The sequence below is a fragment of the Pseudomonas fluorescens group sp. PF-1 genome, from assembly GCF_054481335.1.
Window position 1 is genome coordinate 316,584 of record NZ_JBTMNG010000001.1, and the last position, 12,742, is coordinate 329,325.

12 protein-coding genes are annotated in these 12,742 nt (G+C 59.5%); 2 read left to right on the forward strand and 10 right to left on the reverse strand.

Annotation, left to right across the window (positions count from 1 at the left end; all coding sequences use genetic code 11):
- The first annotated feature begins 26 nt into the window (after positions 1-26).
- Entirely contained in the window at positions 27-587 is a 561-nt protein-coding gene (locus ACX3YD_RS01520; protein WP_103404157.1) for a DUF2780 domain-containing protein, read from the forward strand.
- Here the strand turns inward: ACX3YD_RS01520 and ACX3YD_RS01525 are convergent, their stop codons facing one another.
- Positions 588-1,475: an acyltransferase gene (locus ACX3YD_RS01525; RefSeq protein ID WP_458959134.1), complete on the reverse strand. Its 888-nt coding sequence runs from the start codon at positions 1,473-1,475 to the stop codon at positions 588-590.
- A gap of 303 nt (positions 1,476-1,778) precedes the next feature.
- Between ACX3YD_RS01525 and rloA2 the strand changes: the two genes are divergently transcribed.
- Positions 1,779-2,282, forward strand: coding sequence for a retropepsin-like aspartic peptidase RloA2 (rloA2, locus tag ACX3YD_RS01530; protein WP_090466713.1), 504 nt, complete (start codon positions 1,779-1,781; stop codon positions 2,280-2,282).
- Positions 2,283-2,389: 107 nt separating this feature from the next.
- Here the strand turns inward: rloA2 and ACX3YD_RS01535 are convergent, their stop codons facing one another.
- From ACX3YD_RS01535 to ACX3YD_RS01575, 9 genes are all read right to left on the reverse strand, one after another.
- Positions 2,390-3,436, reverse strand: coding sequence for an RHS repeat-associated core domain-containing protein (locus ACX3YD_RS01535; RefSeq protein WP_458959135.1), 1,047 nt, complete (start codon positions 3,434-3,436; stop codon positions 2,390-2,392).
- 182 nt (positions 3,437-3,618) lie between these two features.
- Positions 3,619-4,653: an RHS repeat-associated core domain-containing protein gene (locus tag ACX3YD_RS01540; RefSeq protein WP_458959136.1), complete on the reverse strand. Its 1,035-nt coding sequence runs from the start codon at positions 4,651-4,653 to the stop codon at positions 3,619-3,621.
- 102 nt (positions 4,654-4,755) lie between these two features.
- The gene (locus tag ACX3YD_RS01545; RefSeq protein ID WP_458959137.1) at positions 4,756-5,385 is read right to left on the reverse strand and encodes a glutathione S-transferase; all 630 of its coding nucleotides are present in this window, start codon (positions 5,383-5,385) and stop codon (positions 4,756-4,758) included.
- Between the two features lie 198 nt (positions 5,386-5,583).
- A complete protein-coding gene (locus ACX3YD_RS01550; protein WP_458959138.1) occupies positions 5,584-6,882 on the reverse strand; it encodes an MFS transporter in 1,299 nt (432 codons plus the stop codon).
- Between the two features lie 291 nt (positions 6,883-7,173).
- Positions 7,174-7,353: a hypothetical protein gene (locus tag ACX3YD_RS01555; protein WP_458959139.1), complete on the reverse strand. Its 180-nt coding sequence runs from the start codon at positions 7,351-7,353 to the stop codon at positions 7,174-7,176.
- Complete coding sequence (locus ACX3YD_RS01560) at positions 7,350-8,480, reverse strand: PepSY-associated TM helix domain-containing protein (RefSeq protein ID WP_458959140.1); 1,131 nt, start codon at positions 8,478-8,480, stop codon at positions 7,350-7,352. Before ACX3YD_RS01560 ends, ACX3YD_RS01555 begins: the two co-directional genes overlap by 4 nt.
- 72 nt (positions 8,481-8,552) lie before the next feature.
- Positions 8,553-10,982 (reverse strand): TonB-dependent siderophore receptor, encoded by a 2,430-nt coding sequence (locus ACX3YD_RS01565; protein ID WP_458959141.1) that lies wholly within the window; start codon positions 10,980-10,982, stop codon positions 8,553-8,555.
- 214 nt (positions 10,983-11,196) lie between these two features.
- Positions 11,197-12,180 (reverse strand): FecR domain-containing protein, encoded by a 984-nt coding sequence (locus tag ACX3YD_RS01570; RefSeq protein WP_458959142.1) that lies wholly within the window; start codon positions 12,178-12,180, stop codon positions 11,197-11,199.
- Entirely contained in the window at positions 12,177-12,695 is a 519-nt protein-coding gene (locus ACX3YD_RS01575; RefSeq protein ID WP_103404149.1) for an RNA polymerase sigma factor, read from the reverse strand. The genes ACX3YD_RS01570 and ACX3YD_RS01575 overlap by 4 nt, the downstream gene beginning before the upstream one ends.
- Positions 12,696-12,742: the final 47 nt, after the last annotated feature.

The window sequence follows — 12,742 nt, forward strand, 5'->3', positions numbered from 1 at the left end:
GGGCGGTTTTCACAGAGGATGTCTGGATGAAGATTTCACGCGGTATTGCACTGGCTTCGCTGATGACCCTGGCGGCCAGCCCGGTCTTCGCCCAGTTCAGCCTGGGCGATGCGGCCAACGCCATTTCGGGGATGCAGGGCGGTAACGCGGCCACCAATGCCGCGCCGACGCCGCAGACAGCCGACCTGCTGGGCGCGCTCAGCCAGTTGAACGTAACGCCGCAACAAGTGATCGGTGGCACCGGGGCGATGCTGGGGCTGGCGAAGAATCAGCTGAGTTCGACCGATTATTCTGAACTGGCCAAAAGTGTGCCGGGCATCGACAGCCTGTCGGGCGGTGGTGAACTGGGCGCGCTCGCCGGTTTGCTCGGTGCAAGCGGCAAGGCGGCGGGACTGGATAATGCCTTGGGCAACGTCAAGGACACCAACGACTTGAACAACGCCTTCAGCGCCCTGGGCATGGACAGCGGCATGGTCGGCATGTTCGCCCCGGTGATCCTGCAATACCTCGGTCAGCAGGGCGTTGCCGGTTCGCTATTGCAAAGTCTGGGCGGCATCTGGGGCACCGGTATCGGCACCGGCAGTTGATCAGCGGCTTTCACCCCGCAACGCGTCGATGCGCTGGTCCTTCTCGATCCAGAGCTGGTTGACCCAGTTCTGGATTTTCTCGCGAAACAGCGGATCGTTTTCGTAATCGCCCTGCCACAGTGCCGGGTCGAGTTCGCGGGTCTTGATGTCGATGATGACCCTCGGCACGTTGCCGCTGATCAGATCCCAGAACCCCGGCATCCCCTGCTGCGGATAGACCACGGTCACGTCGAGAATCGCATCCAGTTGTTCGCCCATTGCCGCCAGCACAAACGCCACGCCGCCGGCCTTGGGCTTGAGCAGGTAAGTGAACGGTGACTGCTGCTGAGCGCTTTTGGCTGCGGTGTAGCGAGTGCCTTCCAGATAATTGACCACCGTCACCGGCTGGCGCTTGAACAATTCGCAGGCCTGTCGGGTGATCTCCAGATCCTTGCCGGCCAACTCGGGGTGTTTGGCCAGAAACGCCTTGGAGTAGCGCTTCATGAACGGGTAATCCAGCGCCCACCACGCCAGGCCCAGGAACGGCACCCAGATCAGCTCTTTCTTGAGGAAGAATTTGAAGAACGGTGTGCGGCGGTTAAGTGTCTGGATCAACGCCGGGATATCGACCCAGGATTGGTGGTTACTGATGACCAGGTAGGAGGTGTCACGACGCAGGTCATCACCACCGCGTATGTCCCATTGGGTGGGGATGCACAGACGGAAGATCAGCTTGTCGATTTCCGACCAGGTTTCGGCGATCCACATCACCGACCAGGAGGCGTAATCGCGAAAGCGACCGGGCAGCACCAGTTTGAGCAGGGCAAACACCATCAAGGGCCCGATCAGGGTCAGGGTGTTGAGCAACAGCAGCAGGGTGACGAAACAGCCGGTGAGCAGGCGGCGCATAAGTAACTCTTGAAAGCCTTTGGGCGCGCCATGATAAGCAGCTTCGGTCGGCAGGCCAAATCGGCTGATGACGAATGTTTCACCATTGGATGGGTAGGCTGGGCAGGAAAATCAGGTCACATCATGATGCTGATTGCACCGGCCCCTTCGCGGGCAAGCCCGTTCCCACGGTGGATTACGGTGTTTTTGAGTCAGACAAAACCCGGTGGGACGCGGCTTGCCCGCGAAGCGATTTCAAGAACGAACGAATTGCCCGCTGACGGTCTAAAATTTCGCTGCCCATTCACCCAGGATGCCCATCACGTGAAATCCCTTCTCGCACTGCTGTCCCTGTTAGCCCTGCCGGTGCTGGCCGCCGAGCCCACCCTGTACGGGCGTTACGAATACATCGCGCTGCCGGAAATCGGCGGTGAAGTGCTCAAGGCGAAAATGGACACCGGCGCCCTGACGGCGTCGCTGTCGGCCAAGGACATCGAAACCTTTACCCGTGATGGCGAGAACTGGGTGCGTTTCCGACTCGCCACCAAGGGGGCGAGCGACAAAGTCTACGAACACAAGGTCGCGCGGATCAGCAAGATCAAGACCCGCTCCGAAGAGGACGATGACGAAGAAACCGCCGCGCCTTCCAAGCGCCCGGTGGTCGATCTGGAATTGTGCCTGGGCAACGTCAAGCGCACGGTCGAGGTCAACCTGACGGACCGCAGCAGCTTCAACTATCCATTACTGATCGGCGCCAAGGCCTTGCGCGAGTTTGGCGCGGCGGTGAACCCGGCTCGACGGTTTACGGCGGACAAGCCGGATTGTTGATTGAACCTCTCGATTTTGTCCTTGATCAAAGGGTCGCAGCCTGCGGCAGCTCCAGAAGCACATGTTTGATGCAGGAGCTGAAATAGGCTGCAAACTTTTGTATTTGTTTAAAGTAAGTTGAGCTTTTTGAGCATTAGTTCATATTCCAAATCTATCAATTCGTTATTTTTTAATTGGTCTAGGTTTTCGGACCAATATTGATAATGTTGTCTTTCTTTTTCTTTGCTTCTTATTTTCTCTGAGAGGCGCGCAACGTCTTTTTCATTGTGTGAGTGTCGCGCATTTTTTATTTCTTTAGTGCGCTTGTATTCCAGGTTGCTTATTGATCTATCTAAAGTCTCGATGCGTGGTTGAATCAAGCCGTTCAGCCTTTTTTTAATTTCTATATTAAAGCCTGATGCTGGGTTGTTAGTTGATATATTTGGTTTTTTTTCTATGCCTGTGTTAGCTTCTGCGCCTTTGGTGGAAGCGCTGTGTTTGGGGTCTGTTAAACTTTTGGCGCCAGCAGGTTGATTGATTTTGGATATGAGCTTTTTACTATTGTGAGCTAGCTGTGGTCTGGGTATATGAAAGGTCTTATTGTCCTGATTGAGTCTTGTCAAAAAACGGACCCAAAAAGGCGCATGTCCGTTTCGATCCACCAGATTTATCGGATCCCCCTCACAATACCCATACGCATTCAACCCCCCCTCCCCAAACGGACTCCAACTGTCCGGACTGTTAAACCGCATCAACACCGGGTTGAACTGCCGATACCCATTGCCCAGATGATAGTGCCCGGTCAACGGGTCAGGCTGTTCGCCATTGAAGCCGCGCACGCTTGGCAACCTATCGATCGCAGGGTGGTGGCCATAGGGGGAATAAGCGAGAGGATGAGGTCCCGTGGCGTCGAGGGTGTTGAGCACGGAACGTTGCTGATCGGTTGCCAGTAACGTGGCGGTCACGCTTGCTTCGCGATGATTTCGTTGCGCCAGCAACTGGTCGCCGTGCTGGAGGATGCTCCAGCGCGTACCGCCCTGGATTTCAGTGGTCAATCGGCCGTCACAATGAAATCGCTGGATGACCGGTTGTTGAGGCACCGTGCAGCCACTCTGGCGGTCCAGCGGATCGTAGTGGTAGCGGCACAGCAGGGTTTCATGGGGTGAATTGGGCATGGCTTGAGCTCCGTGCAAGGTCCGGTTGGCCGGACCTTGAGCATCGGAGTTTTTACAGCGGTTGCCTACTAGCAGATCTGATAGGGGGGACGTCGCTCATCCTGGGTCCATTGAGAAGATGTGAGCTTCGAAGAAACCCGACGCTGTGTCGCGGACTTGCTGTGCTGCGCCTCGGTCGGTTGCTACCCACCCTGCCTGATTACCTCGGCATAGGTTGGGAGAGTAGCCGCTTCATAAGAGGGTGGAGGTTGTTTGGCCAAGTCGTAGAGTGGTGATAGAGCTGCTCTCTCTCTTGCCATATCTTCCAGTCGCCTGAACAAGTTCGCGCTGTCGTGGCTATTAAGCGTGGGCAGTCCATAAAGTATATCTGCACTGACTCTTTCGTGAGTGGTTAGAAGCTCAAATCTGGTTATTACGTTTTGTGCGTGCTCCGTGTCAACGATAAAGTTGATAGTCATGTCGATGTCTGAAGGGGGGAGGGGTTTAACTTCAGGCGTATTGTTGATTAGGTAGTGTTTTGGCTTTTTGTAGTTTTGGTATGCAATTTTTTTAAATTCTTTTTGTCCGCCCAATAGTTCAATTGAATGTAAAAACGAATCGGTGGTCTCTTTTGAGATTTTTTGCGTCGGGTGGAGTGGGTTGCTGCTGATGTTTTTACTCAGTTTCTTGATGAAGCTCTGATACCAGTGCCCATTTGGATCAACTCTATTTGCCGGGTCTCCCTCGCAATATGCATAAGCATTAATTCCCCCCTTACCAAACGGGCTCCAACTGTCCGGACTGTTAAACCGCATCAACACCGGGTTGAACTGCCGATACCCATTGCCCAGATGATAGTGCCCGGTCAGCGGGTCCGGCTGTTCGCCGTTGAAGCCGCGCAGGCTCAGCAGTCTATCGACCGCCGGATGATGGCCATAAGGGGAATAAGCGAGGGGATGAGGTCCCGTGGCGTCGAGGGTGTTGAGCACGGAACGTTGCTGATCGGTCGCCAGTAACGTGGCGGTCACGCTTGCTTCGCGATGATTTCGTTGTGCGAGCAGATGGTCGCCGTGCTGGAGGATGCTCCAGCGCGTACCGCCCTGGATTTCAGTGGTCAATCGGCCGTCACAATGAAATCGCTGGATGACCGGTTGTTGAGGCACCGTGCAGCCACTCTGGCGGTCCAGCGGATCGTAGTGGTAGCGGCACAGCAGGGTTTCATGGGGTGAATCGGGCATGGGTTGAGCTCCGTGCAAGGTCCAGTTGGCCGGACCTTGAGCATCGGAGCTTTTGCAGTTTTTGCCCACTATCAGAACTGCTAGTGCGTTGGCGTCGCCAGGTCAGACCTTCGGCATGGTCGCAATCATCGAAGGCCGCTGGCTTACCTCGAAATACCAGGCCGCCAACTGCGGGTTCGCATCACGCCAGTCCAGGTCCGGATGGCGCAAGTCCAGGTAACCCAGCGCACAGGCCACGCTGATCGCCGCCACATCGAAATGGCTGGTCAGTTCGGCAATCGCATCCTTTTCCAGCAGCGCCAGGGCGCGGCGGATCTTGTCGCGTTGGCCGTCGAGCCACTCATCCCAGTGTTTTTCCGGGGCACGCAGGGCCACTTCGTAACGGACCAGCACGGCGGCGTCCATGATGCCGTCCGCCATAGAGGCCAGGGTCAGGCGCCGCCAGCGTGCGGAGCCGTCGCGGGGAATCAGCGGGTTGCCGACGTGCTGGTGGTCGAGGTAGTCGAGGATCACCCGGCTGTCGTGGATGACGTTGCCGTCGGGCAGGCGCAAGGCGGGGATTTTGCTCAGTGGGTTGTCGTCGATCAGGGCCTGGTCCGGGGCGACGGGTGTGAGCACGCAGTTTTGCAGGGCCACGCGGTCCTGTTGACCGGTTTCGTGCAGCAGCACCATGACTTTGCGGACGAAGGGCGAAAGAGGGTTGTGGTACAGGGTCATGCTCGGGGCGGACATGGCAGTCACTCGGTCGGTGGCGGTGTCACGCAGCATAACCTGTGGATGCGATAGCTCAAGATCACCGTCACCTGTAGGAGCGAGCCTGCTCGCGAAAAACCTGAGGACGCCGCGCGGTGTCAGGTGCGCGGCGTCATCGTTAACGACCCTCGCGACGGTGCGACGATTCGACAGGCTCGCTCCTACAGGGTTTGCGTGTTAGCTGGCGGGTTGCAGCGTCTGCCCGGCTTCAGGGCCTGAAGCTGCCCGGGGCTTGAGTTCACGAGCAACGGTCCAGACGATGAACGCTGCCACGATGTCGAAAATCGCCAGCACCACGAACAGCGGGCTGTAGCCGATCTTGGTCACCATCACGCCAAACACCAGGGTGAAGGCGGCCGCGCCCAGGTAGCCGAACATGCCGCCCATGCCCGTGGCGGTGGCCACTTCGTTTTTGCCGAACGAGTCGGAGGTGATCGCATACAGCGCACCGGACAAGGTCTGGTGGGCAAAGCCACCGATGCACAGCAACGCAATGGCGGTGTAAGGGCTGGCGACCAGGCCGATGCACGCCGGGCCGATCATGCACGAGGCACCGAACAGCAGGACCATTTTGCGCGAAGTGAACAGCGACACGTTGCAGTACTTGTGGAAGAACGGGCTCAGGTAACCACCGAGCACGCAGCCCAGGTCAGCGGCAAGGAACGGCAGCCAGGCGAACATCGCGATTTCCTTGATGTTCATGTGCCGCTCGGTCATCAGGTACAGCGGGATCCACGCGTTGAAGGTCTGCCAGGCCGGCTCGGAGAGCATCCGGGCACTGGCGATGGCGTAGAAGTTGCGGCTGCCGATGATCTTCTTCCAACTGCCCTTTTTGTGGGTTGTGTCTTTGAAGTGATCTTCCTGACCGCTGAGGATGTAGTCGCGTTCTTCATCGCTCAGGCGTTTTTGATCACGCGGATGCTTGTAGAGAATCATCCACAGGAACGTCCAGGCGACGCCCAGGCCGCCGACGATCAGGAACGCCAGCTCCCAGCCGCTGTGCAAGATCGCCCAGACCACCAGAGGCGGCGCCAGCACGGCACCGATCGACGAGCCGATGTTGAACCAGCCGATGGCCACCGAGCGCTCTTTGGCCGGGAACCATTCGGTGGAAGTCTTGACCGCCGCCGGCAAACCGGCCGCCTCCGTCAGGCCGAGCAGGCCACGGACAAACGCCAGTCCCTGCCAACCCGTCGCCAGTGCCGCCAGCGCACAGGCGATCGACCAGGCGAAAGCAAAAATGGCGAAGCCCATTTTGGTGCCGATGGCATCGATGATGTAGCCGGCAACCGGTTGCATCAGCGCATAGCACACCTGCCAGGCGACAACGATGTGCGAGTACTGCTCGGTGGAGATGTTCATTTCGCTCATCAGGGTCGGAGCGGCCACTGAGAGGGTATTGCGAGCCAGGTAGTTGACCATCAGGCCGGCAGTCACCAGACCGACCATCCACCAACGGATGCCTTTGACTTTCATCACTTCACCATTCTTTATTTTTGGATTTTTTGGTGCTACAGTTGTTGTAGGTTGTCGTACAACATGCGTCTTTATAGAGGCACACAGGTTAAAGTGTCAACAAATATGTCAGAGGATTTGCGGAAGAAGGCGACGGGCGGGGAAGAGTGGTTGTCGTATGACCTGTAGGGGCGAGCCTGTCGAATCGTCGCACCGTCGCGATGGTCGACAACGATGACGCGGTACGCCTGATGCCCTGCGGCGTATTCGAATGCATCGCGAGCAGGGCTCGCTCCTACAGGGGATGTCGCGTCAATTGCGTTGCATCAATCCTCGCAGGCCAAGCACAGCGGGAATCCCCAAGCCCAGCCAGCTCAAGGCATCCCAAATGCCATCGCCCAGGAGCGCGGCAAACAACCCGGCGGCACTGAACAGGGCGATGACGGTGGGGGTGGCGAAGACCTTCCAGACGTTCGACTGGCGGGGCCTCATGCCACGCTCTCCGCTTTTTTCAGCAGCGGTTTCGCGGTTTTGCGCCGTACCAGCCAAAGGTAAACCCCGCTACCGAGTACGATGATCGTCAGCACATCCAGGGTCGCCCAGAGGATTTTCATCGGCATGCCGCCGTAGTCACCGAAGTGCAGCGGCTGCGACATGCCCATGGCGTCCATGTACCACGGGCGTTCGGCCACGGCGGTGACCTGCAGGGTGCTGGCGTCAATCAGTACTGGCGTCAGCAGGTGCGAGGTCAGGTGCGTGCTGCCTTTCATGAACACCGCGTAATGGTGTTCGCTGGAGAAGCGGGTGCCGGGGAAGGCAATGAAGTCTGGCTGCATGTCTGGCGCGACTTCGTTGGCGATGTCCAGCAACCGGGTCGCGGGCGCCAATTGTGTCAGCGGCGGTGCGTCGCGGTAAGGCGCGATCATTGCGCTGAGGCTGTCGTTGCGCCAGGCGGCGATCAGCAAGTCGGCGCAGGCACTGATGACCCCGGTCACGCCCACCACCAGGGCCCAGGTCAGGGTCACGACGCCGATCAGGTTGTGCAAATCGAGCCAGCGCAGGCGGATGGATTTGTCCTGGCGCACGGTGCCGAATTGCAAGCGCCGCATGAACGGCAGATACAGCACGGTGCCGGAAATGATCGCCATCACGAACAGGATGCCCATGGATGCCAGCAGCAACTTGCCCGGTAGGCCGGCGAACATGTCTACATGCAGGCGCAACATGAACATCATGAAACCGCCGTTGGCCGACGGCATCTCCAGCGCTTCGCCAGTGCGGGCGTCGAGCATGAAGGTGTGGGACGAATTCGGTTCGGTGCCGGCGGTGGGCGCCATGATCGCGACCACGGCGTCGGGCTCATCGTCCTCGAAACCGAAATACTGCATGACGTCGCCGGGGCGATGCTGCTCGGCGGCCTGCACCAACTGCTGCAAATTCAGGCGCGGGGTGTCCGCAGGCATAACCTTCAGTTCGGCGGCATCGCCCAGCCAATGGTCGATCTCGTGATGGAAAATCAGCGGCAGGCCGGTCAGGGCCAGCATCAGCAGGAACACCGTGCAGATCAGGCTGGACCAGGTGTGCACGGCGGACCAGCGGCGAATTGTTTTGCTTTTCATTTCATGGCCTTCAGGAACACCCAGGCCGTCCATGGAGGACGGCCTGGGTATAGGGCGTGTCAGATCAAGCCATTACCACTTGTAGGTGGCACTGGCGACGACACTGCGTTGGTCGCCGTAGTAGCAGTAGAAACCGTCGCAAGTGGAGATGTAGTCCTTGTCGAGCAGGTTGGTCGCGTTCAGTGCCAGCGAGGCGCCTTTAAGGCTGTTGTCGAGACGGCCGAGGTCATAGTGAACAGCGGCGTCGAACACGGTGTAGGCGTCGGCCTTGCCTAGCCAGGTGTTGGCCTGGTCGCCGTAGGTGTTGCCGGTATAGCGCGCGCCGGCGCCGATGCCGAAACCGTCCAGCACGCCGTTGTGCCACGTGTAGTCAGCCCACAGCGAAGCCTGCTGGTTAGGCATCAGTTGCAGGCGATTGCCCTTGAAGTCGCCTTTTTGCACTTCGGATTTGGCCAGGGTGTAAGCGGCGATGACCTTGAGATTCTCGGTCACGTCGGAAACCGCTTCCAGCTCCAGGCCTTTGACTTTCACTTCGCCGGTCTGGCTGGTGATCGAAACGTTATCGGCGTTGGTGGTGGTGACAGAGACGTTTTTCTGCGTCAGGTCATACACCGCAGCGCTCAGTAAGGTGTTGCTGCCCGGCGGTTGATATTTGAGGCCCAGTTCCCATTGCTCGCCTTCGGTCGGCTTGAACGAGTCGGTCGGCGAGGCCGTGGCTTTGCTGGTCGGCTGGAACGACTCGGCGTACGACAAGTAGGGCACGAAGCCGTTGTCGAACACGTAGCTGATTGCCGCGTTGCCGCTAAATTTCTTGTCGCGTTCAGTGTTGGTTGCGTCGTCGTGATTGAAGAACCTGGTGCCGGTGTGGACCCAGTCTTCACGGCCCCCCAGCGTCAGGCGCCATTGATCGAGGGCCATCTGGTCCTGGATGTACAGACCGGTCTGGTAGGTCTTCTGGTCGTAGTCATAGAACGCACTGGAACGTGGTGGACGAACGATCGTCTGGCCGTAGCTCGGGCTGACCACGTTAGTGGCCGGCGCGCTACCGAAGATCGAGGTGTAGTGGGTATTGCTGCGCTGGTGATCGAGACCGAGCAGCAGGGTGTGACGAATATCGCCGGTGTCGAAATCGGCCTGGAAGTTGTTGTCCACCGCAAACTGGCTGATGTCTTCGTCGGTGCTGGTGGTCGAGCGGCCCACGTTGCCTGCGTTGTCGACCTGGGTAAACGGGTAGGCGCCGACGGTGATGGCCTGGAAAGAAAGATCGGATTTGGTGTAGCGCAGGTTCTGCCGGAACTGCCAGACATCGTTGAAGCGATGCTCGAAGGCGTAGCCCAGTGCGTAATAGGTGCGGTCGTAGTATTCCCAGTCCGGGTCGCCGAGATTCTTGTGGTGGGAAATATCGCCGAACGGCATGTCGATCCTGGTGCCCTGGATCGGCAGGAACTGGCTGGTGATGCCGGTATCGTCACGGGTGAATTGCGTGAGCAGGGTGAAACGGGTGTCTTCGTCGATGTTCCAGGTCAGGCTTGGCGCGATGTTGTAACGCTTGTTGTCGACATGGTCGATCTGCGTGCCGCTGTCGCGCACGACACCGCTCAGGCTGTAGAGGAACTGGCCTTCATCGTCGATCTTGCCGGTGCTGGCGAAATTGATCTGGCGGTGATTGTCGCTGCCGTATTGCTGCTGGATTTCATTGCTGGACTCGGCGCCGGGACGGCGGCTGACCATGTCCAGCAGGCCGCCCGGCGGGGTCTGGCCATAGAGGGAGGAGGCTGGGCCACGCAACAGGGCCAGGCGGTCGAGGTTCCAGGTTTCCTGTTTTGGGTTGGCGTATACGCCATTAGGCAGTGGCAGGCCGTCGAGGAATTGGGTGGGTTCGAAACCACGTACACGCAACCAGTCTGCACGGGTGTCGCTGCCGTAACTGCTGGCGGTAATGCCCGGCATATAGCGCACGGCATCGTCGAGGCTGTGAACGTTGCGATCGTCCATCTGCTCGCGAGTGGCAACCGAAATCGAGCGCGGCACTTCGGCCAGAGCGGTGTCGGTCTTGGTCCCGGCGGCGGTGCGCTTGGCCAGGTAGCCTTGCACCGGTCCCCAGGCGCTTTCAGTGTCTTGTGTGCCGATCACGCTGGTTTCCGGCAGGGCCAAGGCGCCCTCGGGCACGGCCGCCAGGCTGTAGGTGCCGTTGCCGCTCTGCTCCAGTTGCAGGCCGCTGCCGCGCAAGGCTTCACGCAGGGCGCCAGGGGCGTCGAACGGGCCTTTGACCGGTGCCGAGGTCTTGCCTGCCGCCAGCGACGGATTGAGCGTCAACGCCAGGCCGGCCTGGCTGGCGATCTGGTTCAACGTGCTGGCCAGGGGGGCGGCCGGCAGGTTGTAGGCGCGAACGCTGGAGGCTTGTTCAGCGGCAATCAGTTGGCTACTGGCCAGAGGGGCGCAAAGCGCAATGGCAACCGCCAGCAAACGGGGGCGCAACAAGGTGTCTGGTGAACGGGACATACGGCGGCTCCTGAAAGGGAATACTTCTCAATTGACTAGGTGCCGAGCGAAAACTGAAAAGTGATAGGGCGGGATGAAAATAATTTCGATTCAGTTATTTCGAGGTCATCGCGGACCAGCAGGAGCCGGTTTGCCCAGCTATGCCCTTTAAGGCCCCGCGTTTATCCAATGAGCATGGCGTTATCGTTAACGACCATCGCTGGCAGGCCAGCTCCTACAGGGGATTGCGCTTGGCCTCAGTCTTCGCCGCTACCGTCACCCACCACGAGGTGTGCTGCTCAATCTGCACCGGCAGGGTCGGCAGCAATGCGTTCAGCGCCAGATTGGTGTCCTTGAGCGGGAAGCTGCCGGTGATCCGCAGGTCGGCCACCTCCGGCGTCACACCCAGATGCCCACGGCGATAGCGGCCGAGTTCGTGCACCAGGTCTCCCAGCCGCGCGTTGTCCACCACCAGCATGCCGCGGGTCCAGGCATCGGCGCCGAGGCCGAGCGCAGTCACCGGGCCCAGGCTGTCGTTGCGTATCAGCACTTGCTGGCCCTCGCGCAGGATCTGCTCGTCCGGGCTCGATTCAGGGTGTGCGGCCACTGCCGACTGCAGCACGCTCAGGCGCGTGCCTTGTGCTTCGCGCTTGACCAGAAAACGCGTGCCCAGGGCGCGCATGCTGCCTTCGCGGGTTTCGACGATAAACGGTCGGGCATCGCCATGGGCCGTTTCGATCAGGATCTCGCCTTCCTGAAGAATGACCCGGCGCTGCTTCTCGTCGAAGCGAACGTCCACGGCGCTGTGGGTGTTGAGGTTGATCAGCGTGCCGTCGGCCAGGCGCAGGGTGCGTTGTTCGCCGGTGGCGGTGCGCTGGTCCGCCAGCCAATAGTCGAGCGGCAGGTAACGATCTGCGGTGAACAGCGCCAGGCCCACCACCGCGACGACGCTGGCCAGGCCGCTGCCAAGCTTGCGCACGCGTCGGCGAAGGCTGTCGCGCGATTGCAGCAGGGCGGTGCGGGCCGGGCCGCTGGCGACGCTGAAACGCTGGTCGAGCATGCCCAACTGGCGCCAGGCGCGAGCGTGTTCTTCGTGGGCGGCATGCCATTTGGAGAACGCTTCGCGCTCGACCGGGTTGCCGGAATCCAGCGACAGCTGCCAGGCAATCGCGGCGTCCAGTACCTGTGCCGATACCGGCCTGGAACTGATCGGGTTCATGTCGGCTCACCGTACAGCGCGATGTAGCACTGCCGAATGCCCTGGGCCAGGTACTGGCGCACCCGTGGCACCGATACGCCCAGGCGTTCGGCGATTTGCGCGTGATTGAGGCCGTCGAGACGGTTGTAGAGAAACGCCGCCCGTGCCTTGCTCGACAGTTTGCCGAGCAGGCGATCGATGTTTTTCAGGTCTTCAAGGATCATTTGCTGTTCTTCCACCGACGGTTGCTCGGCTTCGGGAATCAGCATCAGTTCGTTGAGGTAAGCCTGTTCCAGTGCGGCTCTGCGGAAGTGGTCAAACAGCAGGCCTTTGGCAATGGCCACCAGAAAGGCCCGAGGCTCGCGCGGTTCCTTCAATTGCTCACGGCCGAGCAAACGCACGAACGTGTCCTGACTCAGGTCTTCGGCCCGTTGCGGGCAGGCCACGTTGCGCCGAAGCCAGGCCAACAGCCAACCGCGATGGTCGCGATATAACGCACCGACGAGCTCATTTTGGGGGCTTGGGACTGACGTCACGTAGCATTACCGATTGGGAAGCGTTAACTAACGAGAATGGTTCGCGA